Source organism: Paenibacillus sp. FSL R5-0701 (assembly GCF_037973995.1).
In the GTDB taxonomy this organism is placed as follows: Bacteria; Bacillota; Bacilli; order Paenibacillales; family Paenibacillaceae; genus Paenibacillus.
In genome coordinates, this window is sequence record NZ_CP150230.1 from 5,046,294 (window position 1) to 5,069,485 (window position 23,192).

Sequence of the window (23,192 nt, forward strand, 5' to 3'; positions counted from 1 at the left end):
CTCCCTTAAAAATTCTTAAATTCTGCACTTCCTGGCTTACCATCAATAGTGTATTTCACTATAAATTTGTCTGGGCGCATATTATTACCTGAATAAACTATTTCAATTTCAACAGTTACCTTTTTAGGAGGTTTCTCTTTCAGAGCAACAGCCCATTTATTTTCAAGTTTCTTAAATTTTTTCTGATTTACCTCTGATAATTGCGAAACTAAATTATCGACTTTAGGTGATCCTCCAAACCTATCACCTGCTAAGTGACCTGCCTCATCTTTTCCTTTTATTTTTCCTGGTGTATTTCTGCTGTGAGATAATCTGCCAGTTCTCTTAGTTAATTGTAAGCTGTCCGTTTCAAACTTAGTAATTCTACTATTCCCATCTGTTTCATAAAAATAATCATACTCGCCAGTTTTATAGCTAATATTAGGCTTTAACTTGTTTTTTCTTCCGTTTGTATACTGTTCGTTTTCACCTACTAATGTTTTATCGTTACTTATTGAATATTCTTTACCCGTCCCCTCAGGACCTTCTTGATTTTCCTTAGGTTTAGCATCATTTTCCTTTGGCTGTAAAGGCTTAGTGTCGTCTTTTGGCTTAGACACATCTTTATCCTTCGTTGAAGACGGCTTCCAGGTATTCACTTCATTCGGTGTTTTATTGTTAACCGGATTCGATTTCGAACTTTCTGGCTTCGGTGTTGCATCTTTCGGCTTCGCACTTGAACCGTCTTTGTCCTTATTCGAAGAGTTTGGTTTTGAGCCTCCTGGTTTCTCAGGCCCGGCGGTTGAGCCGGGTTTCACCGTCGGCTTCGGAGTTTCGGGTGCTGTCTTGGGCGGTTTCCCGGCATCGGAACCAACTCCATCTTCACCGCTGGTTTTCCATAAGGTGCCTGAACTTGGTTTTTTCGAATCATGATTCGATAAGAAGCCCCCCGGGACAATACCGACCCGCTGACTCTCTTCCCATTTTTTCTGAATAAATGACTTCGCTGTGGCTAACCCGTTACCTACACTCGTCTTCTTACTCGCCGCTTCCGCATTCTGGATGTTTCTCATCATCTGGCTGGTTGCCGAGTTCATCGCTGGGCTCTTAGACATACTCTTGCCACTGTACATGCTGCCCACGACCATTTGCACGCCCATACCGACTTGATTCCATTTGAGCATAGTGATCATCATCTGGGCATAGGAATCTGAAACGGGTTCACCTGTAAAGGGGTGAATCCCCAACTCAAACGCCTTAATCTGCAGTTGGTATATATCCTGCACAGGTTCCACGGGATGTGGGTCCTGTTTCAGCGTGGCATAATCCAGGCTACCTTTATCCTTCTCATACGCTTGCATGGCGGCATGGTCGCTATCCCCATTTTCGCCCACGGGCTTCCATATTTTCCATTCGTAATCATATGCCATACGGTAGCCCTTTTCCATGTTCGCCTGCTGTTGTTGATACACCCACTTTTTCTTAACCGGTTCAGAAATCTGATGGACGAATGTACTAATCTCCTGATGTTGCTGATGCAGTTTCTTAATAAAGTCAGGAAACGACGTTGCCGTAGATAATTCGCGAGCTGCTGTCAGCACCTTGCCGAGTAAGTTGCGCTTGGCATCCTGCTCATCTTGGACGAATTGGATGAACCCGGCTTTCATTTGATCCCATAAGCTACGAGCCGAAGGCTTGAATGATCCCACTTTCGGTACACTTGAGATCACACCTGCTGCTACAGAAGCAATACCTACGCCTTGAGCTATTGCAGCAGGGGCTCCGCCCAAGGTACCCACGATGGGAATCATAGCCGTAATGGCTAACGCTGCGCCAAATAAAGACGCTTCCTTCATGCTCGTTGTGGATGCCTGCACGGTGGCTTCTGTCTTGGCAGCCAGCGCCGCAGCCTGAGCCGCTTCGTATTGCTCCAGTGGGATCAGTGGCGGCTCTGGCTCTGGAGGTAAATCAGCAACGTGCACAGGCGCCTTGTTGCTACCCTCCTGTTGAATCTGGGCTGCGCGTACATCGGCCTGTCCATCCAGTATGAAGCTGCTCCCTCCGCCCATCAGCCAGATCGCTTCTGGCGAAGAACCCTGAATCTGTCCAGCGTCCAGCGCAATGTTGCCTCCCTGAATCGAAAGGTTACCAGGACTGGACAATACTACGCCCTGATCGTTAAGGGTGATCGTCAGACCTGATCCTGCCTGCACCTTCACCTCCTCAGGCGACATGCCGACCGAAGGCCCAGCTGGATGACCCATAACCTTATGCTCCGTGCCACCTCCAACAGAACGTTTGCTTTCCGGAACGGAATGGCGAATATACGCTCCGGATTCCAGACTCTCGGGGAAATACAGTTCTACGGTGTCCCCGATCTCTGGCATCATGTACAGCCCGCTATGTCCTTCCGCTGCATAGATTGGTACTACTGGATATGGGCATGAGGCACCTTGAATCATTGGGCCATCGTCCATAGACAATTGGATTTGTACGTGATCCTGTATCACCCGGACAACTTCTCCGTACAGGGACAGACCGATCAGATCTGAAAGCTCGCATCTCGGTGTACGCATCTGCTCTTCCAACATCATACGGTAGGAGGTCATCAGTAGACCAGATTCGAGGCGCGATATAGCTTCAACGACCGTGAGCTCCCTGCCGTCAGGAAATTCAACCTTGTCACCCAGCGCATAGGTTTCGGCACTGTCCATCGTGTACTGTAGAATACCCTGATTACCCTTGGGACTTCGAATCACATATTTCTCCTCAACCTCCGGACCATACCATCGCATTTCTCCCAGTTCTTTCCGGACACGATAGGATTGATCTTGCGGCCATTTCCATAACCTTCCTGTGGGTAGACCAAAAAAGATCTTGGGTGAGGCAGCCGTTACTTCAGGAACCAAGAACGTGCCAAACCGGGATGCGAGCCTTCGCAGAAACATCCAGTCGGTTTCTTTATATTGTAAAACAAGTCCGCTTAATTGGGTATTCCCCGTTACCTGATCTATGACGTCAGAATATCGGTATGGTTTCATGATGAATCGAACAAGATCTCCAAATGTCCAACCTCTGTTTTGGAACGCGCGTTCTGCAATATGAATATCCATCTGATATGTATTAGATAACGCTTCGATCTCAAATCGATATATTCCTCCAGAGAGATGAACCTTAAGAGACGTCATGACACCATGGAAGAGACGTCTTACAGACTTTCCTGCTTCATCAACTTGCCTGAGCACAATCGGTTCCCCTTCAGCCTGAATTCGAAGGATACCCGGGCCATCCTCTTCAGGAACGACTCCACTAACGTACAACTTCGCGTGCTCGTTCACTTGGCGTGTAATGCGTACTTCTTCCAACCATTGGGCCTTATATGGCCAATACAGACGAAGTTGTTCGTATCCAATACGATCTTGTAGAACCTTTGTCAATTCGTCCATGGCTAGAAATCCAATTGCTGCCCGTCATCTTCAATCACGATATCTCCACCATACAGACACTTATGTGTACATTGGCTGAGCAGGGCTGCTTTCCCTTCTACCTCGGTATCTCCCTTGCCATGTAGCCAGGACATGGTCAAAACGGGCATACATGGGGCTTTCTTGACTCCATAAATATCGACCATGGTACTGGTCTCTACAGCAGGATTCAGTGGATTGGAGCAGTTGCCGAAAGAACCGATATGTATGCCGGGAATGTAATCCTCGACCGTCATTTGTGCCTTACCTTTAATGTAAACCCCATGACTAAATGGAATTTTCAAACGTGTTCGTTGTGTACCACAGTTGCATTTCAAGATTGCGCCAGCAACGACATAGCTTTTAGGTGCATCTCCAGCACTTTGAATCTGCGTGTCTAATTCTTGTTTTTGCGCCATCCGATTATCTCCCTTCTAAGCTGTTAGCTCCTGTTCCAGCTTCACCAGTCGTACGCCTGTGATATCCCGCCGCAGAATACTCTCTGCCAATGCAAGATTCACGATCATGACCGTTTCGCGCAGGTCCACTAATTGGAACAAAGGAACCTCCACCATTTCTCGTCTAAGGACGAGCTGTTCCAAACTGCCGTCCATGCGCCGCTTTGTATGAGGTGACAGCACATTTGCAAGTTCTGGCGGATGAATCGCCCAATATGTTTCCTGGGTCATACGCTCCCTGTCCGTAAGGACAGCCGCCCTGCGCTTCAGACTGGGCTGATATAGTGTTAACACTTCAAGTAAACGATCTGATACGAGCGGAATTGGATGTTCCATATAATCTGTATAATCCACATGAACTCCACCGCGGACATTCAAGCTGATCGCCGTAAGATCGATGTTGGAATCTTGAAAAGCCTGACTCCATACCCTTCGCTGAAGTTCACCTACGGGCTCAGTCTCAGCGCGATGAATCCATCTCGAATCTGCCATTAAGCGAAAGTATTGGATAACCCTGTCCTCCCTTCGGCATTGTCAAAAATCGCCCCTTCAATATTGGCATTATTCCACAGTGTATCTACCAGATTAGCTCCGCTGAAGTTGGCACCTCGAAGGTCAGCCCCTCTAAAATCTGCTCCTTTCAGGTTTGAATTCTTGAAGTTAACTGCATCATACCCAGGTCCCTGTACAAGCCCCTCTGGGTGTCCTATATCTCCAACTACACCTCTAAATACAGCCCCTTGTAGGGAGCAACCACTGAAATCCGCTCCATAAATAAGACTATTTGAGAAGTTCACTCCTTCCATTTCGCAATTCCGCCAGCGTGTGCCCACAAGCATGCAACGTTGAAAATCCGTCAATTTCAAATCTATATTCTCAAATCTGCTGAAACGAAAGTCCAAATCGCTGCACTCCATTTCCGCCATACTCAGTCCTTGAAAATGCGCATACATAACAGCAATACCATTGCTTTCCTCCAGTTCCTCGCCAATTTCTTCAATGCTTCGCTCTCTCTGATCCAATCGGAATACGCATTCGCTCGCATCAAGATACTCCCCAACACGTACTTCGAAGTTCTGTTCAAGTTTCATTTGCAAATGCAATTCCATGTCTTCTAGCAAATAGCCGCATCGTCGGATGAAATAGACGAGATACCGGTTCACCAAAGGTACCTGCTGCAACCGAATACCTTCCAGTTCCACAACCGTCACGGCACCTTGATAAGAAGCTAAAGTCTGTTTCAATCTTTCGATCATCCGTTCTACACATTCGTAGGCCCATTGTGCAGAATAGAACGCTCGAACTGGCCTGCGGTCCAGCAACCACGACGAATCACAAGCCTCAACCAGCACATTCATCGCCCCACCCAGTACTTCCGTTCGCAATATAGAGTACTGGATGTAGGCGATTTCCCCTTTTGTCCTAACCTCTTGAGCAAGCGCAACTTCTTTAATAAACTCTCTGAAATGTTCCATATATTCTGCCGTCAATTCGGTTGATCTGCTCTCTAAGGTACGCCTTAAATCCTCCATCAGCCTGACTCGCTCTGGCTCCACCTGATCGGCATAAAAGTGCTTCAACGAATCCTTTCGGTTCATTTGCTCCCCCCTCCCTCGACTACAAATACATATGTTTAGTTGGATTTCACCTCAGAACCACTCATCTGTGCCTGCCCATCCAATCGGAATGTCCCCCCTCCACCTTCAAGAAGTAACTGAGAACCGGCAGACAATATCATTTTCTTTCCTGCTTTCAGGGAAAGGCTGCCCCCTGCAGACATTGTGACTTGCTGGTTGCCCTTGATTTGAATGCCCTCATCACCACTCAATCGGATAAACACTTCTCCTTCTTTTCCAGTGATAACAATGGAGTCTGGTGTCAGTCTAATCTCCTTGCCATGGGGTGTGCGAAAAATTTTGTGATCCGGATTGTTCAATTGGTTCGTTCCCGTCACCTGTGTATCTAGTCTGGGCGCTGGCGTAGCATATGCCTCTTCTTCATGCTGGGTTGGAAAATAAACCGCCACCGGATCACCAATCTCTGGCATCACATACCATCCGGTCTGCCCCTCAGCAATATAGGGAGACTGATACATTAGCCATAGTCCATTCTCCGCTTCCTGTTCTTTATCACAATTCAGTTGCACTCTGACATGTCCGCCATGTACCGCAAATATGCGCCCCATTAATGAGCTTCCAGCAATCAGCGGATTGTAGTACGTCTTTTGCCGCAATCCTTTGTGAAGACTCAGCACATATTTATGCTTTAGAATACCTCCTGCGAGTTCCGTATAGGCTTCCGTAAGATACAGACTTCTGCCACGGAATGAGATATGGTGTCCCAGTTCCATAACTTGATCTGTCTCCACTTCGTATACAATGAAGTCACTTTCATTCACATTTACAGTCTCGTTCTCCGTGAAGTACATGAACGGAGTCATGTTTTTGTGGACGGTATAACGCGTATTATCCAGTTCGATCGAGTTCCCATGCTCATATACGCCGAAATAAAATTTGGGGCTGTCGAATTGAGCCGCAGGCATCAGACTCGTATGAAACCGGGAAGCCAGTCTTCTGAGAAATGCCCAGTCTGTTTCCTGATATTGCACGGCCACCTTGCCAATCTTGGCTCCCCCGGTCCCCTCATCGATCACGTCCAGTCCCGGATAATCCTGATCCAGCTCCTTTAACAATTCAGGGAGCGTCATCTGGATGTTTTGAAACGTACGCGTTCGCTTTTTGACATCCATCAGGTACGTATGTGAGATTGCTTCAACCTGGAGCGTATATACGCCCCTCACAACTTGCACTTCTACAGATAAAGGAATGCCTTTGAATAGCGGACTTTTGTTCCCCTCCTCGTCCTTTTGCCACACTTCAATCGGGGTATTCTTATCCGTAACATCCACATAACGATCTTTCCATTCCTCAGATACCATGCCTTTGAAAACAAGGCGGGTGTGCTCATTCATCTTTTTGCGGATTGTCAATTCTTGCAGATGTACTAGTTCATAAGGTTCAATAATCAGATTTTCATACGTCAGGCTCATGGACTCAGCTCCTCTCTAATTCATTTCGACAATGAGTGTATCCAGAAGTGTACCACCGGGTTCCATCCAATTTTTCTTCTCATCGTCCGTACAGTTAAAGCCATAAACAAGAACTTTCTGATCTAAAATGGTGAACACCATATGGTTATAAATTTGATCATTCAACCCCTGAACAGCGAATTGGCAGTAACCCGTGGAAAGACCAGCATCCGTCACTCGAACACCGTGTTTTTTCCATTCTCGTACAGGTTGAGTTGCACGAATCACATCAGCCATCGATTCCGTAAAGGAATTCAACTCTTCCGGAGCAAGACGATGATCCAATGTCTTGAACGTAAAGTTGATCGTTCCCGAATCATTGGTATAGATCCATTCAGGACGATGGGACGACGGATATTTTAACTGAGCTTCTCTTTCTGTCACCAAACGAAATGTGCGGGGAAGAGACACCGTAACCTTGCCCTCGTATAGCTCCGTTCTTCTCAGATGTATCGTTTCCTGTTCAAGACGTATCATGGTTATTGGCTCGAATGGTTTAATTTCTCTTGATTCAGGAGAGACTTCAACATCTCTAGTCTCTGTTCCCTGATGAGGTTCACCGTTCAATGTTTTGCCATATAACATCGGGATGATTTTGCGATCCATATGTTCCATAAACGAATTCCATCCTCCCATTCACTTGAAAATTTCAATCCACAATCATACGATGTGGTCCGCCCACCGGCATACCCGAACGTACCGTTCCCCGACCTGCATTCGCCAGTATGCGATCCAGATATCGATGAATCTGCGCATTATCATATTCTCTGTACTCCAGCCCTAATCGACTAGCAATGTGATGCAAAATGACGCTACGCGCAACCGTTCCTTCATTGAGACACATCATGGCAAAGACCAGATCCTGGGGATCAGAGGTCCCCGTTCGAAGCAACCTCTCGGCATAATCCTTCATGACAACAGGAGATAAGGTGCTTGCCCCCTCGGCTGCATAAGGGACATGAATGACATGCAGGGTGTTGAACTCCGTTGCCAAGTCGGCAAAGGTCTGGTAGTCACGCCGCAGCCGGGCCCCTTCCTTCAGCTTGAATCGAGCCAGCTCCAACTCTCTCGATGTGCACGTTGTCTCTTCATCCAAGAGCAGCTCTGAATGGCTTATCGTCATGTCACTCACGGTCTCCTCCGCGGTAAACCGAAGCTTCAGCACATTGACCCGTCCCGTAGCTTGGTATGCCAGTTCCATAGGCTCTGTCAGCATATAAAGCCTTCCTTTATGCAGCACCATCCCAGGGGCGACGAACAATTTGTCCGGGAACACTTCTACCTCTGCACCTGCAAGAATGCCATCTGCATAACCGCGATAGTACAGTTCGATGAAGTCTCTGGGGAAATCACGTAGTCCCTCCAACATGGATGTTTTCAGAATTCTTCCCTTGTTAAAATGCGGATACGAATATGTGAACATGAGCGGTGTTCCCCCTTTCTGCTCGTGGTCCTCACTTCATTCCGTCAAAGAAGTCCAGTTCCGACAAGTCCGTTTCAAACGGAAGCAGCTTCTGCGATCCCAGATACAGCCGTTCATTTCTACGAGCTACAGGCAACACATGGAAGCCCCAATGACGATCATCCGGAAAGACAAAAAACTTTGTCTCTCCATTCACGATGGAATCCGTATCATCTTGCGGAATTTTATCTCCATATCGATCTCGAATGTCTTCGTAGAGCACCTCTTTATAGAAATCCGGGCGGTTCGCATATACGAATTTTTGTCTCAGCTGGCCATCACTTCCGCTAAGATACAACTCCACTTCTGCCGTCTCGAATGGACGGGAAATGCTACCTGGAATGCCATCACTCCGATCCAGACTGCTGATCAGCATTTTTTCACGTCCATTATGCGTGTAGGCACTTACGGTATACGGAATTACAGCGGCATCATGCGTGATATCGGCTTGAACGCTTCCTGTTTTGCGGGCACTCAGATAACGAATCGCCCCTCGAAGGCAGGCAAGTTTAAGATCAGGCACACGCCCTTCCGCAGGTTTTTGACGAAACTCAATGCTTCTGCCTGGAACGAACTCTTTCAATGCTTCCCGAAATACATCAATGCGGCAGGACTGACCTGTCAACTTGATAATCGAGTACTGGTTCATCCGCCCTTGCCGATAGAAATCATCCAAAAACTTGCGAACCACCTCATAGATATCAGCCTTAATCAGCTGGGTAATTTCCTTGATATTGAACACCACATCGGGGAACTCATATTCATCCTTCAACTCCCCATTCCGTTCTACCGAGAGGAACCAACGCTCCATGGTGGTGATCTGCAGATCACTGTCCCCGTCGCCATCCATCTCCGAGTGGAATCGGTTACGCAAGATGCCGGTTTTGCGGAAAAATTGCTGCTTCATCTCTTCTGCGATTTCCCATAGAAAGTAGAAGTTGCCTCTTACCCGCAAATACTCGTCCCGTGAACGATTCTCTCGGCGCGCAAACGCGGTAGGGATGATGTGTTCTGCCTCCTCATATCGCTGCTCCAGCTTCTGATAAACGGACTTCACACCCTCTTCGTCCACCTGACGGAACACATCCGCACCAGGTGCCTCAATCAGGCTATCAATATCCGTCACCTGACGGCGTCCGCTATAGTAGTCGGCGAATACAATTTTCATGAATTGCATAATACGATAGGTAATGTTGTGACCTCCGAAGTTCGTATCCCCATTTTCGTAGGTAGTATGGATATCGAGCTTGTACGCCATATGTCCATCCTCGATCGTAAAGGCACAGGAAGACAAATCCGTCGTTCCACCGCCACAATCAATCACGAGCGCATGATACGTCTGCCCTTCCATGAAAGCACCACGTTCCATGCCGTCAGCAAGGGTGTTATAGAGCACAGCCATTCCCTCATCCAGCGCATACGTCTGCTCAATCCGATAATCCGGAAGCATCTCTCCGAACATCTGCAAAAACTGTGTTTTCATCTTCACGGGACTCGTAAAATGCACATGGCGAAACTTGCACTTGAACTGATGCTCTGCCGTTCGGATGATGTAATTCATGTACGCACGCAGCAGATCCATACGAGACACCATGGCCGCATTGCCATGAACATCGACGATTTCTTCCATTTTGTTGTAATTGTTCACCCATCGCTTCATGCTGCGGAAGACACTCGCCCGGCTGCTGTACCCTCCCCGACGCATACTTCGCAGCGCTTCATAGCCGAACTCGTAACGAATGTTCGCTGGATCCGAACACTCCGCCACCCCAATGGCCGTAGGCAAGACTTCGATCCAATCCGTATCTTTGTATGTAGGATCGGGAAAAGAAACGTAGTTGATGGCATCCATACGGACTCGTCCATTCAGCACATCCTGGCTGCTTGGTGCCTGAATATAACCGTTATGCAAATAGGCGCCTGCCGTCGTATTGGAGGTGCCAAAATCAATCGCAAGCACCGCTTCTGTCGGTTCAAGCTCCCGGATGTCCAGATCTGCCAGTGGGATTTGGGTATACTGAATATGAACGGGTGGAAGCGGTCTGCTGGAGTAATAGGTCTGATAGAGATACTCCGAGTCGCGTTTACGGAAAAAGAGAAGACTGTACTGTCTGTTGCCCGATTTCTTCCAGGTCGACCCACCTCCTGCCGTCAAATAAAAGGTTCCCGATACGGAGTCGTCCTTAACCAGGTTGAAGATGCCACACAGCTCCATGCTCTCATTGACTAAAAGTACGTTGGATTCGGTTAGTCCACCCGGTGCCGTAACCACATATCGATCCAGCTTGTCCACGTTCAATCCTTCGTACAGAATCAGTCGTGCAGGCACACTAATGCCTCCATCACTGCTCATGGGCGCCGTCATATGACGAGAAATAGCCTTTTGTATCCGCTCGAATCCACCTTCAACAGACTGATTGATCCACAATATATCGTCCGCTCCCAGAAATTTTAAAATAATCCGAATCAGTTCTTCCCGCTCCGTCCGAGGGCCCAATCCCTCGATTAACCGTTCCTTGTAGCAAATGTTCCGTAATTGGAATGTGGTCATGTCCATCAATTCTTCACGCGTATAACGCATGGTTCCTCTGGAACGTTCCCTGCTCGTGGCGTCAGGATACAATCGGTATGAATAGCCGTTCATCTATACTTCCTCCTTACAACTGCTGGTGCTGCTTAATATAGAGCAATCCCGTCCTGTATCATCGTATAGTCCACATCCAGAATGCCAAAATGATGCCCCCAGTATATTTCCGTGTCGAAACGAACCGGCAGAAAGAGTTCAAGAATCAGTTCCAGCTTCTCCTTCGCTTCCGTACGTTCTACCTGACCAATGTACAAAAGCAATTCATCCTTTTCCTCACAATTGGCATATAGGGTTGAACGCGGGAACATTCGAACAAGGGTATCCCTCAGCAGATGAACCGCCTCACCCGTATCATACAAACGGAGCATATTGCAGGCGATCACTTCCTGCTTCTCCTGTCCGAACAGCTCCAGTCGCCGCCGAACCCGATCCCCGTATACACCCGAATGCATATCCTTCAGAATGAAGCGAATATAATACTCCCTCTTGTTCATCCCCTGCATCAAATCCATATCCGCTAGAAAATGAATGACCAGATCAAAGAGCGCTTCCCGCAACTCCACCTGCTCTTCATTATTGATATCGAAGAGGTCCCGGAAAATATCAAAAAAGCGATAATACGGATTGACTTCAACCGTGCCTTCCACGCCTGAAGCATTCAGGTTTGTCTGGCTAAGTTCCATGTAAGGCGAGTACACACGTGCTGGCACAAAGGTTACGTCGCGCAGATCGGTTCCATTACGCTTGGCCCGAATAATCAGATCCCAGATGTAATTCATGCTGTACTCACACCCATTCCCCTTCGCAGCAGTATTCCGGGAAAGCCAGCTGGATTTCGGATACCAGAAAGCTCAGCAGATCATCCAGAAAAATGGCCTGTCCCGGCTGCTTTCCGTGTCTGCTGAACCTTAAAATCATTCGATGTTTATCTGTTTCAACACGGACATGATCGCTAACAAATGCATTAAGTGGATACGTAATGCCCAAAGCGGGTCCTGGCGCCACCACTTGCACATCTTCCAGTTCCAACCCCTCTGCTGCCTGAAAAGCGTGAACCATGCGGGCAATCTCTCCTTTGGATCGTACAGAACGTCCTTCCTGACGCGCATATTTACCGGCAAACCCTTCCCGCTTGTTATTGGAAAACAGCGGATAGTCCATCCTGCCAATGCGGGTTGCGACGGGACCAGCTATTTTCAGCACCGTCCAAGAATCGGATTTTTCCAGTGGTGATACGATGGTGATATCTTCTTCCGATCTTTTGATATACCGAATATGCGATTCGTCTCCATCCACCAGATATCCGTGTTCCGTTCCGGTTTTGCGGAGTGGCAACACATGTTCATAATTGATTCGGTCCGAAGCCGGAACAGGGAATCCACCCGTTTTCATATCCAGCTTCTGAATGTTCCACAGCGGAATCATATTGGTTCTTTTATAAGGCTCAAACTCTTCGAGATGGATGGAAAGTTCCTTGACAGCATGTTGTTTGTCCCATGCTTCTCCATCGTCCGAACTGACCAGAACACAATCAACGAATTTGAACACATAGGGTGCATTGATCGATTTCCATGGCAGACTGTTCTTACGAAAGACCCGGTACAATTCTTCAACTTTGGAGATATACGCTGCACTTGATTTCAACCGAACCGTTATGGCATGTCTGCCCCCACTGGTTACTATCTCCCCGCGAAATGTCCGATTACTGTTCAGCAGAGATTGGAGTTCCTGTTGCCCACATTCCATGTAGAATGTGAACAATTTCATCTCTTCCTGACGCGCCAGTGCCTCTGAGGCCTCGCTCAAATAGACGGTCTGTGGTTCAGCATCCTCAGGAATGATCGGGTACAGAAATTCATGAATGGGGTCCAGATCTTCCAGCGCACATAAGGTGACATATACATCATGACGTTCCTCCTGCGGCAACACCTCATCAAAAACCCGTTGCTCAATCTGTTTGTTCAGCGTCTCCTGATACTCCACAAGATTAAGAAAAACGCCTGTCATGAGATCTTTGAGCATGCGGCGTTGTTCAAGATCCTCCATCTTGTTAAGACGGTCACGAATCATGTCTTTCATCATGAATCTCCTCCTTCCGATGATTCCTGTTCGTTCACGTCAGCCTCCGTGGTTCCGGTGCTTCCGTCAGCCTTGGAGGCAGAATTACTGCCAGCATTACTTGTCGTTTTTCCAGAAGAAGCACCTGAGCCAGAAGCATCCGCATTGCTACTTCCAGCCGAGGTAACATTACCAGTGGAAGAACCGCTCCCCACTGTACTGCCTGTGCTCACACTTCCTGTACTCCCGGTCATATCCGAGGTTATGCCCGATGTATTTGGTGAATCTGATCCTGCCGTATCCTGCGTAAGATCAGCCGCCGGTACCGGTGGGTTCAATTTCTCATCCAGTTTGTTTATTTTCCGCTCCATGGCCAGCACACGTTCCAGCATATCGATCTCCTGATAAATTCCCTGTGCCGAAGCATAGGCATCCATGGCTCCGCTGTAGTCTCCGGCTTCATTGAAGCGGTCACCCTTCTGTTCCAGCGTATCTGCCTGAAGCTGCCGGGATTGCCGTTTGATATCTGCACGTTTGGTCTCGGCCGTCTCCAGTTGCGTAGCAATTTCCTTCAGCGCATCTTTGTAAGCTGTCTCCGTAGCGGCCGTTCTGGCCCGTTTATACAAAATGATTGCTCCACTGTAATCTCCGTTCTGGAGTTTCAGATCGCCCTCCGTGATCCAGTCTTGCACTTGCTGGAAAGTGGTCATCTGCTCCAATCGCTCCTGAATAACTTCACGGTTGAACATGCTATAGGATTCAGACAATTCCAATGCTTTGGTGTAACTCGCGGTTGCTTTGGTAATGTCGCCTTCTTTCAGGTGAGCTTCCCCATCAACCAGCGTCTGGGCAGCAGACATCTTCGCGGTCAACAGCTTTTTATGTATAGGGTCCTTGATTTTGATGGAATTATTGCGTGCAAGGCTGTAGTCCGAGACCGCCTTGGCATACTCTTGTTCCTTGACATACTGGTCTGCGGTCTGTTCATATTGCAGCATATCTACGACCAATTCAGCTTTTTTGGCTGCGCTTTTCACCGCGTAGAATATGCCGGCTCCACCAAAAATCAGGAGCATAACCAGCATGATGGCAATCCGCTTAATCCATTTCTTACGGTTCTTGGGCTCTTCATGAAAAATCTTGTTCACATATATGGCTGCCGCACTATAATTCTCGATACGGGTACGCTGCTTGCTAAGCATTACTTCTTCAAGCGTATCCGCCAGTGTCTGCGGGTCATTGGCACCTTCAACCGCATCGATCATCTCGGCATCCTGAACCCCTTCCCATAATCCAGGGGTGCAGAGCACAAGCACATCGCCATCGGCCAGCTTGATCTTATCCGATACATACGGCCTGATCATGCCAGGTTTGCCCGCGTATTCGTTCAGATTGCCGCGTTCATCGTGCTGATCCACGCGATCCTCTGCAATCTGGCCTTCGGCTGCCAACTGGACAGCAACGCTATGATCTTTGCTTTTTAGTGCAAGCCGATTTCCACGAAAATGATACAACCGGCTGTGTCCGGCAGATGCCCACACCATACGTGTATAATCTGTCACAACAATGACGAATCCCGCTTTGAGCCTGACTCGGCGGCTTTCATACTGCAACCATTCATGGGCAATCTTGATATACTCTGTTAGTCTGCGTTTGGACATGGTTGGCTTTTCCAAAAAGGATTCCAGAATGGTCTGCACTGTGATCTGTGCGCTATTCACTTCCGTATCTGTATCCAGGCCATCTGCAATGACATAACAGGCCCAATCTTCCAGCTCAACGCAGCCGTAGAAATCCCGATTCTTCAGGAAAGATCCTGCTTCCGAGACAAAAGCCGTCTTGAATTCACTGTTCTCCTTCCTCATCCGTCTCCCCATTTCCCTTCCCTGTGCGTTGCCTGATCCGCTACCATCCTTGCTCCAAAATGATAATCGTGGCATTATCCTGATGCACGAGCTGTTTTTCTTCAATCAAATCAATGATGGTCTGAGCTGCATCAAATGGCGACATGTCTTTCGCAAGTATAGTTTCCAGTTCCATCTCAGTAAGAGAGTTGTATACCCCGTCACTGCATAACACAATCTTGTCCGCCGGTTGCAGTGCAAACGGCTCGTCCGCGATTTCCATTTGTTTAAAATGGTCGTACCCCAAATAGTTGACCAGCCTTTTGCGCTGCGGATTATCCAACGCCTCCTGCTCCGATATCTCTCCAGACATATACTGTTCTTCGAGTTGAGTTTCCAGTGTATGTTTATGATTGATAGCAAGTAGCTCACCTTTGCGAAACACGGCCAAAATGCTGTCCCCTACTGCGCCCCAATACAGCTCCCTGCCCTTGATCATGGCTGATACCAACGTCGTTCCTCCAGGAACGCCAAGTAAATTGCGAAGAATCGCCTGATTTGCTGCATGGGAAGATGCATCCCAAAACTCCTCTGGATCAGGAAACCGCTCCAACTCTTCGAACTCACGGATAAATATTTCTACAGCAGTTGTACTGGCTACTTTCCCACCAGATAAGCCGCTAATTCCATCGGCAAGTACCGCGAGCACACCATATGGCTCCACGGCACAGGCAAAATAATCATCCTGCTCACTGCGAGCACCAATGGTCTGTCCATTCCCGATCTGAACACCTACTGGCCTATCGTCACGTTGCCTTACCGGAATCCGGCTTCGGACGAATAACAACAACCAGATCGACAAACAGCCTGCTGCAAGAACCCAATAAGGCGTTAGCTCCTTGTCGTTCCACAAGATCATGAAGGTATTCACTGTTGCTCCCATTCAAAATGCACACCACATAATGGGATGAAAATGAATTTGCTGCGTCCCAATTGAATGACGTCGTACGCAGCCAGTTCCACCGGAGAATAGACCGCTTCGTTGTTATGGTAGGCAAGGCCGGAAGCATCACCGGGCAGCAGATAGAAATTGCGTTTTTTGGGATCATATACAATCACCGCATGATTACGCCTTGAAATCGTGTTATCCCCAAGGATTCGAACATGCATCTCTTCCGAACGCCCAATAAAGTTCTTTTCAGCCATAATTCGATAATCCTGGCCCATCTGTGGACCTTCGATGCACACCATCCATCCCGTTACCGGTTCAATTCCTGTCGTTTCTCCCAGGTATGGCATCGTTCTGTCATCCTCTGCCGTGCGAGGCGCGCGTGGGATTGCTCCCCCTGCTTCACTATTGCCGGAAGGCGGTGACTCGACGGCCAGATTGCAATATGGACAGGTGTTTCCGTGCCGTCTCGTGCTGAACATATGTCCGTTTCCACATCTTGTCAGACTCATTTCTTTTCATTCCCCCGTAAGTTTGTATGATGGTACGCCAACGTTATTTCACCAAAATGCGGGTATTGGCAATATAAATTAAGTCTCCTGCCTCAATCAGGCTGGGTTCTTCGATTTCCAATTTGGATGATCTGCTTTGATTTCCCTTACGTACGCCCACGCCGCTGGCGGAGTCAATATCCTCGATAAACCATTGGCCCGAAGCTTTGTTCAGCACAGCATGTTGCGGACTGATGAGGGAAGCATATGGAGTATCGGACAGATCAATGTCCGCCTCACTGTTCTTCGAACTTTTTCCGATCAATACACTTGTCTCACCCTGAATGTACCATTCCTTCACACTTGTACCGTCATCGTCCAACAGTACGAGTTTCACAACCCGTGAAGACAACTTCTTCTTTTCCCTCTTGCTGGCAGGTAAGTATTTAAAAAACAGGTATGCTCCCCCGGAGAGGACCACAATAATTCCAGTTATCCACTGGGCACTCATGTCCCGGTTAATGATGAATATGTAATACAGCACGGCTAACGAAATCATGGCGACGCATGCGTCAACCCCTATCGTCATTACCGACCTTCCTCGTTTCACTTCCATAACCTCCGCCTGAACCGGCACGATCCATTACAGGCCACCGGCTTACTTTTTTCGAACTCCGAAATATCGGTCAAACATGGCGGACATATCCATTCCTTTGTTGGGATCGGCTTTGCCACTGTTTGAGCTTCCCTTGCCTTTGGGGCGATAGCCAAAAAATTGTTCAAACTGTTCCTGCATTCGTGATGGATCCGACCATACCTTATCGGTATTCATAGGTCCATTTTGGGCTTGTCCACTCTTTTCTCGTGCAGTACTGGATGTTGCTCCATTTGGTCCTCCTGGGTTCCCTGTAGATCGAGGTTGCTGATTGTATGCAGCCCTTAACTCGGGATTTCCGAGTGTGCTGTAGGCCTCATGGACTTGCTTGAAACGCATCTCTGCCTGCGGATCTCCCCCATTAACATCCGGGTGGAATTTCTTCGCCAATTGACGATAAGCCTTCTTGATCTGCTCCGGAGAAGCTTCACGTTCCACACCAAGCACGGCATAATAATCATTCATGGTATTCGTCCCTGCCTCCCTGCCGTATTCGGGCGTAAATAAAGATTAAGGGGCACCAAGGCCCCTTAACATGACAGAATTATTCTGGGCCAGCCATAACTGACCCGGAACATCAGCTGCTCCCTTTTATACCGGGAAGCCGCCTTCAATTTTAGTGAATTCCGTTTTGTCTTTTTTCTGTTTGATGAACAGACTGAATTCACCCACGCCTTCGGTATCTCCGAAACGTTCTGTGTAATCCACAACGAACGCGTTAGGCATGTAAATTTTGCGTACCACTTGATCCGCCGCAACCACTTCAAGGGTTACTTTACGGTAGCAATCTGCTTTTTCAGCTGGAACGAGTGACCACAGAGCAAGTTTCATCGTGTCATCTGCATTGTCACCGTCTGTTGCTGTAATAATTTTGCCACTGATGCGAAGTGTTGCACCTACATCTGTGGATCTAGCGTTGGAATCATCCGGTGTATCTGTGTCATACACTACTGTGCGGATATTATCCATTCCCAATTCGATTGTTTCTGCGCCTTCTACTTTCAATACAAAACCCATTAATAAAAACCTCCTTAAGATTAGAAAACAATGTGCCCGGCATGCTCTCCATCTGGGGAGAGGTACCGAAATATATGTATAAGGTCAGCCAGTAAAGGCCGCCTCTAACACCAAAATGAATGTCTATAATTCGTTGTTTAAAGAATCATATTCCATTTCTAAAACTTGTACCCACTCCAGTTTCTTACACCTTCATCGCGCTGGTGCCTTTGGTAATCATGACCTCCAGGTTCTTCACGTTGCCGTTAAATACCAGGTCAATGTGGCACATATTGCTCTTCTCATCGATGATAAAGCTCATATCGTCACCTTCCTGAATGATCGAATTGATCGACCCTCGGGTTCCCAGCCACCGACTCTTCTGACTGCTCGGATTGTTGCTGAAGAATTTGACGATATTTTCATGCTTGAAATCACCCGTCTGGAAACGGAGCAAGCGCTCAATGTAAGTACTTACGAGTGTTTTATACAAGGAATCAAAGCCATCTTCGGACATCGCCATGCTTCTCGCTTTGTATACCGTGATCCGCTTGATGTCGCTATCCTGGATTTGGGCATTCTCCGATGAGAAAATAAATCCAAAGTTTTTCCGGTTAATCGAATCCTTGATGGTGTTCGTGAATCCGGAGATTTCTTTGGTCATCGTAGTCACTACACGCAGACTGTTATCCCCTGCCTCAATATCAAAACGCACACCTGGATAATCCCGGTTCACGGTTTTGAATGCGCCTCGTAGATACTCGGGGCACTGATATGCAGCCACAATTCCGGCAGATACATAAGACGCACCGACATACACACCTTCAATCCACAGCTTCAGAATGTCTTCTTTCTCCTTGGAAAGTTCCACACCATTCTCTGTCTGAAGCATACGGCTGTCGATAACGACACCCGATTTCTCTTTCGGAATGATGGTGAAATTCGGAGCACTTGGAATGGCGAATTCGCTGTAGTCCTTGCGAGTTAATACCGCGCATTTATCAATATATTTATCGATGCCCGCAGTAGCCATGCTGCTGAATGTAGTCTCTTCTCCGGATTCAAAGCTGAAGAATACTTGTACTTTGTAGTCTTTAACGACTTGCAGGAGCATGGACAGGGATTCCATACTGTTTCCATCTTGTTTAACCACTTTCTCGTTACCACGGAAACGGGCTCGGCTGACTTGAACTTGTCCCGTATTCTCCAGTTCAACGGAAGGAACAATACCGAACCAAATGGTGTCGGTAAAATCATTCTTGGCATTGACTGTGTTGAGATAGGTCTCCAGCCGCGGAATGTTACTGCTCTTAACCAGCATATCCAGCTTGGCATTGGCAATCAGCATGGAAGGCAGCATGCCTTTGTTTTTGGTCGCATATTGATCAAAGAACATTTTGACACCCAAAATTTTCTCTACCAGCGGTTTTACGGTTTTTACAAAGTCATCCTTGGCGTTCTTGTAAAATTCCAGGTATGTATTGTAATTCTGTACTTCAACTGCCGTATCGACATCCGTCTGAACCGCAGGCAGTGGGCAGAATGTACGAACGACCAGATCCTGTACATACGGTGAAGGTGCCTCGGAGAGTGAATCATAATCTTCGGCAAACACCTGAGTCAAATCTGTGCTTGTCGACTCATCCAGGAGCATCAACTCGTTGTTATCACTCTTTGGAGCTTCGATAATTTTCAATTCTCCGCTCTCACCAATCGTGAGTTGTCCTACCTGAATCGCTTCGGAAGAAGTTTCTTCTTGAGCACGGCCCAGCAACAAGCGGGTTTTGATATCTTCGATGGCCAGTGGCAGCATCGCCATGACATTGTTATAGTTCCGGCTCGCATCTTCAAACATGACATTAAGTTTATCCCCGATATCCAACTTCTTCGGGTCCCCGTCATCCAGCTTCTCATGCTGGCCGTACATGTAATGAATTTCTTTCCGTACCTGCCGAATGTCATCCATAACCTTTTTCGGTGAGATCATATCCAGCAAATTCTCAAACTTAAAATCTACATTCGTAATCCCCTGACTACGTTTGGTATCGATCAGGGTAAACAACATTCTCAGGAAGTCATTGCTATGATCAATTTTGATCTCAGAGATTGCTTCATCCGGAATCCCTTCGGGCTTTTTGAGCGTATACATGACTTTCTGGTTTACCGCATTGAAAAAGGAATACACACTGGGAGAAAACTTGTCCAAAAACTCATCGAAGCTTCGTACAAGCAGGTGTTCATTGATCTCCTTGATCTTGTCGTCATTCAGACTGTCGATCCCTTTTACGTCACCGACAATCGTAATCAAATCCATTTTCTCAGGATTGATCTCTTCAAAAAGCATCGTTCGGTTCGTTTGATTAATAATATCCATTCAGGCAACATCCCCCTAATGATGGTTCATTCGGGCGAATGCTTCCCCCCCTCCATCAATTTTTGACACTCCGCACGCTCTATCAGTCTTTGGTCATGATCTAAGAGAATCATCTTCTCAGGCGCTCACAAGTCCAATAGAACGAGCTGTCAACATATGACTGGAACTTATGTACCAGATTATGCCGTTTGCTTTGGAGATTTATGGAATTCATCTTAATCATCAGCGATATGTTTTGTCAATATTCCCCTATATAGGTCTAAAAGCTCATTTATGTGACTTCGATATACCTATAGAACTAATTTCCGATTTTCGCTTCACTTCCCTTCGAATCATGCCGATGATAAAGAATATCCTATAATCTGGATGATGTTCAATGATTTAAAATTAGTAGAGTTTTACTCCTAATCAAGAGGAAATCGCCTTAACGTATGCGGTGTTGCAATATTTTTAACTTATTGAAACTACGCATAACGGGGTTATATCGTGTAGAAAAAAATTTTTTTTCAACAAAAATTAGTTTGATATCAAAAACATTTGCAGTACCCAAAACAGAAAGGAGATTCAAAGCATCATATGATATTAATAAAATTCAAAAAAGCAATTTTCACTCTCTTGTTCATCAGCTTTTTAATTCCAGCATGGGACATTGGGGAAATACACGCAGAATCATCTGTCAAGACCCACGCGTACGAAGGTCTCGATGCCATGTTTGTCCTGGATGTTAGCTACTCCATGAATGAGACCGACAAAGATCGCATTGCCGAAGAAGTTATACATATGTTTATGGATATGAGTAGTGGACCTAAGACCCGATTGGGATTCGTAGCCTACAATGACAAGATCACTTCATCCGTACCACTGATGGATATTTCATCCTCTGGAGCTCGCAATAATCTTCGTAGTCGTGTGGATGGCTTAAATCGTTCAGGATATACAGATCTCGGACTTGGCTTACGCCGAGGTGCTAGCCTGCTTGAACAATCCCAGACGGACAAGCGTAAACCATTTATGATTTTGCTCTCTGACGGAGAAACCGATTTACGAGGATCGACGAGCAGAACACCTGCCGACTCATCCAAAGATGTGGACAAGGTTATTGAGATGGCACAACAAGCTGGTTATCCCATCTATACTGTAGGATTAAACCGCGACGGTACGGTTAACCCGGCAGAACTGGAGCGCATCGCCAAAGAAACGGGTGGTTCTTCCTTTATCACCGGAAGTGCGGACGATCTGCCTGAAATCTTCAATCGTATTTTTGCAGATCAGATTCAATCTGTTCTTGTATCTGTAGCGGCTGTGACTGCAACCGGAGCAATGCAGGAAGTAACCGTGGATATTCCTAACTCCAGCATGGCGGATGCCAACATTATCATGCTCTCTGATCATGCTGTCTCGGAAGCTCAGCTCTATTATCAATCGAGCAATGTCAGCTTCATTCGGTCTGATAAATATGCTCTGATGAAGATCATTCGTCCGGTCAAAGGACAGTTCAAACTGAAATTCAAAGGCCGTAGCGGTGATCTGGTGAAGATTAACCTATTAGGGAATTACAACGTCTCTGCGGTCGCAAATATGGCAACGGAGCAGCCAGTCAAGGGGAAGAGCATCACATTTGAGGCATCACTCTACGATCAGGCTGTGGACCCTAAACCCATTCAGGACTTGGATGTGTACAAGGGACTGGAAGCGGAACTCATTATAACGCCATCTAGCGGAAAAACAGAACGTATCCCTTTGACCAATACAGGCAGCGGGTTTACGGGAAAATACACTTTTCCCAAGTCAGATCTGTACACATGGGGACTACGGATCGATGGTCCAGACTTTTATCGGGAAATTACTCCGGTTGAAGTAGACATTACGAATCAAGCACCCGTAGCCACCGGCGAATCCATGGTGTTATCCAAAGATGACAGCAATACAGATGTCGACCTGAACAACTACTTTAAGGATGCCAATAATGATCCATTAACGTATGTCCTTGCTGAAGGTGGAAATGAACGCAAGCTCGGGGAGGCCATCATTGAAGGTAACCTGTTGCGATGGTCCTCTCTTCACACTGGAAGTTCGACCATTAAGGTGACAGCAACGGATTCTGAGGGAGCCAGTATAACAACAGATATTTCGTTGCAAATTCATTCTTTACGTGAAAAGGTACTCCTATATACAGGGTTGGGCCTGCTTCTTGCTGGTGGAATTTTCGCACTGTATTGGTTCGTATTGAAACCAAAACCCGTATTCCGCGGAAGACTGGAAGGATACTTTCTAGCTACAGCGAACGGAGAGGATATACCGGTGACAAATTGGCCGCTGACTTCATTGGACCACCGAAAAGTAAGTCTCCGTGAGCTGTTTGATCGAATGGATATCGGGGTCAAAGTACCGGAGTCGGGACGAATCTGGCTGGAAGCCGGTAAAAAAGAAACATTATTGGTACGGCACGATACAAATTGTACGGTTGTCCGAGGCCGAACTCCAGTGAAGCGCAGACATACGGAAGCTATGGAGTACAACGAAAAGTTGTACATTACGTTTGAGGATGGCGTTACGGAGATCGAAATTCGTTACAAAGCCATCAAACCAAGTACCAACATCTATGTAGGACAAAAGAGAGATTCACAGTAAACACCGTGTGATAACTACGTGGAAATGAAGCACACTGATGCATGCCTTCTATCAAAATATAAAAGAAAACAAGCCAGTTCGTCCCCTTCAATGGTAAGAACTGGCTTGTTTATGTTGTTCATATATTCAACTGCTATGCTCATTTAAGTGCATCCA

Annotated in this window: 18 protein-coding genes; 1 reads left to right on the plus strand and 17 read right to left on the minus strand. The window is 47.1% G+C overall.

Features of this window, described 5'->3' with window-relative positions; all coding sequences use genetic code 11:
- Positions 1–5: 5 nt before the first annotated feature.
- From MKZ13_RS22335 to MKZ13_RS22415, 17 genes are all read right to left on the minus strand, one after another.
- Positions 6–3,425 carry a DNA/RNA non-specific endonuclease gene (locus MKZ13_RS22335; protein ID WP_339178264.1) on the minus strand — a complete coding sequence of 1,140 codons (3,420 nt, stop codon included), beginning with the start codon at positions 3,423–3,425 and terminating at the stop codon, positions 6–8.
- Between the two features lie 2 nt (positions 3,426–3,427).
- Positions 3,428–3,862: a DUF4280 domain-containing protein gene (locus tag MKZ13_RS22340; protein ID WP_339178265.1), complete on the minus strand. Its 435-nt coding sequence runs from the start codon at positions 3,860–3,862 to the stop codon at positions 3,428–3,430.
- A gap of 15 nt (positions 3,863–3,877) precedes the next feature.
- Positions 3,878–4,393 carry a hypothetical protein gene (locus MKZ13_RS22345; RefSeq protein ID WP_339178266.1) on the minus strand — a complete coding sequence of 172 codons (516 nt, stop codon included), beginning with the start codon at positions 4,391–4,393 and terminating at the stop codon, positions 3,878–3,880.
- Complete coding sequence (locus MKZ13_RS22350) at positions 4,393–5,499, minus strand: pentapeptide repeat-containing protein (protein ID WP_339178269.1); 1,107 nt, start codon at positions 5,497–5,499, stop codon at positions 4,393–4,395. The genes MKZ13_RS22345 and MKZ13_RS22350 overlap by 1 nt, the downstream gene beginning before the upstream one ends.
- 35 nt (positions 5,500–5,534) lie before the next feature.
- The gene (locus MKZ13_RS22355; RefSeq protein WP_339178271.1) at positions 5,535–6,950 is read right to left on the minus strand and encodes a phage baseplate assembly protein V; all 1,416 of its coding nucleotides are present in this window, start codon (positions 6,948–6,950) and stop codon (positions 5,535–5,537) included.
- A 15-nt stretch (positions 6,951–6,965) separates the two neighbouring features.
- Positions 6,966–7,604, minus strand: a complete 639-nt coding sequence (locus MKZ13_RS22360; protein WP_339178273.1) for a hypothetical protein — start codon at positions 7,602–7,604, stop codon at positions 6,966–6,968.
- Positions 7,605–7,638: 34 nt separating this feature from the next.
- Positions 7,639–8,412, minus strand: a complete 774-nt coding sequence (locus MKZ13_RS22365; protein ID WP_339178275.1) for a DNA and RNA helicase — start codon at positions 8,410–8,412, stop codon at positions 7,639–7,641.
- 31 nt (positions 8,413–8,443) lie between these two features.
- A complete protein-coding gene (locus MKZ13_RS22370) occupies positions 8,444–11,095 on the minus strand; it encodes a molecular chaperone (RefSeq protein ID WP_339178277.1) in 2,652 nt (883 codons plus the stop codon).
- Between the two features lie 32 nt (positions 11,096–11,127).
- Positions 11,128–11,817 (minus strand): iron-dependent peroxidase, encoded by a 690-nt coding sequence (locus MKZ13_RS22375; RefSeq protein ID WP_339178278.1) that lies wholly within the window; start codon positions 11,815–11,817, stop codon positions 11,128–11,130.
- Between the two features lie 7 nt (positions 11,818–11,824).
- Positions 11,825–13,117, minus strand: a complete 1,293-nt coding sequence (locus MKZ13_RS22380; protein ID WP_339185434.1) for a normocyte-binding protein — start codon at positions 13,115–13,117, stop codon at positions 11,825–11,827.
- A complete protein-coding gene (locus MKZ13_RS22385) occupies positions 13,117–15,036 on the minus strand; it encodes a serine/threonine protein phosphatase (RefSeq protein ID WP_339178281.1) in 1,920 nt (639 codons plus the stop codon). Before MKZ13_RS22385 ends, MKZ13_RS22380 begins: the two co-directional genes overlap by 1 nt.
- Entirely contained in the window at positions 15,002–15,883 is an 882-nt protein-coding gene (locus tag MKZ13_RS22390) for a protein phosphatase 2C domain-containing protein (RefSeq protein WP_339178284.1), read from the minus strand. The genes MKZ13_RS22385 and MKZ13_RS22390 overlap by 35 nt, the downstream gene beginning before the upstream one ends.
- Positions 15,868–16,401 carry an FHA domain-containing protein gene (locus MKZ13_RS22395; protein WP_091013796.1) on the minus strand — a complete coding sequence of 178 codons (534 nt, stop codon included), beginning with the start codon at positions 16,399–16,401 and terminating at the stop codon, positions 15,868–15,870. Before MKZ13_RS22395 ends, MKZ13_RS22390 begins: the two co-directional genes overlap by 16 nt.
- 43 nt (positions 16,402–16,444) lie before the next feature.
- The gene (locus MKZ13_RS22400) at positions 16,445–16,996 is read right to left on the minus strand and encodes an FHA domain-containing protein (protein WP_127545040.1); all 552 of its coding nucleotides are present in this window, start codon (positions 16,994–16,996) and stop codon (positions 16,445–16,447) included.
- A gap of 42 nt (positions 16,997–17,038) precedes the next feature.
- Complete coding sequence (locus MKZ13_RS22405; protein ID WP_339178288.1) at positions 17,039–17,500, minus strand: DnaJ domain-containing protein; 462 nt, start codon at positions 17,498–17,500, stop codon at positions 17,039–17,041.
- A 126-nt stretch (positions 17,501–17,626) separates the two neighbouring features.
- Positions 17,627–18,052: a hypothetical protein gene (locus MKZ13_RS22410; RefSeq protein WP_056695746.1), complete on the minus strand. Its 426-nt coding sequence runs from the start codon at positions 18,050–18,052 to the stop codon at positions 17,627–17,629.
- 184 nt (positions 18,053–18,236) lie between these two features.
- Complete coding sequence (locus tag MKZ13_RS22415) at positions 18,237–20,405, minus strand: transcriptional regulator (RefSeq protein ID WP_091013787.1); 2,169 nt, start codon at positions 20,403–20,405, stop codon at positions 18,237–18,239.
- Between the two features lie 576 nt (positions 20,406–20,981).
- On the opposite strand from MKZ13_RS22415, the gene MKZ13_RS22420 reads away from it, so the two are divergent.
- Positions 20,982–23,036, plus strand: coding sequence for a vWA domain-containing protein (locus tag MKZ13_RS22420; protein WP_339178292.1), 2,055 nt, complete (start codon positions 20,982–20,984; stop codon positions 23,034–23,036).
- The last annotated feature ends 156 nt before the right edge of the window (positions 23,037–23,192 follow it).

Coding starts and splice junctions, on each gene's coding strand:
- MKZ13_RS22415 (WP_091013787.1), bottom strand. CDS start 20,405: ATGGATATTATTAATCAAACGAACCGAACGATGCTTTTTGAAGAGATC.
- MKZ13_RS22400 (WP_127545040.1), bottom strand. CDS start 16,996: ATGGAAGTGAAACGAGGAAGGTCGGTAATGACGATAGGGGTTGACGCA.
- MKZ13_RS22385 (WP_339178281.1), bottom strand. CDS start 15,036: ATGCCACGATTATCATTTTGGAGCAAGGATGGTAGCGGATCAGGCAAC.
- MKZ13_RS22395 (WP_091013796.1), bottom strand. CDS start 16,401: ATGAGTCTGACAAGATGTGGAAACGGACATATGTTCAGCACGAGACGG.
- MKZ13_RS22380 (WP_339185434.1), bottom strand. CDS start 13,117: ATGAAAGACATGATTCGTGACCGTCTTAACAAGATGGAGGATCTTGAA.
- MKZ13_RS22355 (WP_339178271.1), bottom strand. CDS start 6,950: ATGAGCCTGACGTATGAAAATCTGATTATTGAACCTTATGAACTAGTA.
- MKZ13_RS22345 (WP_339178266.1), bottom strand. CDS start 4,393: ATGGCAGATTCGAGATGGATTCATCGCGCTGAGACTGAGCCCGTAGGT.
- MKZ13_RS22375 (WP_339178278.1), bottom strand. CDS start 11,817: ATGAATTACATCTGGGATCTGATTATTCGGGCCAAGCGTAATGGAACC.
- MKZ13_RS22410 (WP_056695746.1), bottom strand. CDS start 18,052: ATGGGTTTTGTATTGAAAGTAGAAGGCGCAGAAACAATCGAATTGGGA.
- MKZ13_RS22360 (WP_339178273.1), bottom strand. CDS start 7,604: ATGGAACATATGGATCGCAAAATCATCCCGATGTTATATGGCAAAACA.
- MKZ13_RS22420 (WP_339178292.1), top strand. CDS start 20,982: ATGATATTAATAAAATTCAAAAAAGCAATTTTCACTCTCTTGTTCATC.
- MKZ13_RS22350 (WP_339178269.1), bottom strand. CDS start 5,499: ATGAACCGAAAGGATTCGTTGAAGCACTTTTATGCCGATCAGGTGGAG.
- MKZ13_RS22335 (WP_339178264.1), bottom strand. CDS start 3,425: ATGGACGAATTGACAAAGGTTCTACAAGATCGTATTGGATACGAACAA.
- MKZ13_RS22405 (WP_339178288.1), bottom strand. CDS start 17,500: ATGAATGATTATTATGCCGTGCTTGGTGTGGAACGTGAAGCTTCTCCG.
- MKZ13_RS22370 (WP_339178277.1), bottom strand. CDS start 11,095: ATGAACGGCTATTCATACCGATTGTATCCTGACGCCACGAGCAGGGAA.
- MKZ13_RS22365 (WP_339178275.1), bottom strand. CDS start 8,412: ATGTTCACATATTCGTATCCGCATTTTAACAAGGGAAGAATTCTGAAA.
- MKZ13_RS22390 (WP_339178284.1), bottom strand. CDS start 15,883: ATGGGAGCAACAGTGAATACCTTCATGATCTTGTGGAACGACAAGGAG.
- MKZ13_RS22340 (WP_339178265.1), bottom strand. CDS start 3,862: ATGGCGCAAAAACAAGAATTAGACACGCAGATTCAAAGTGCTGGAGAT.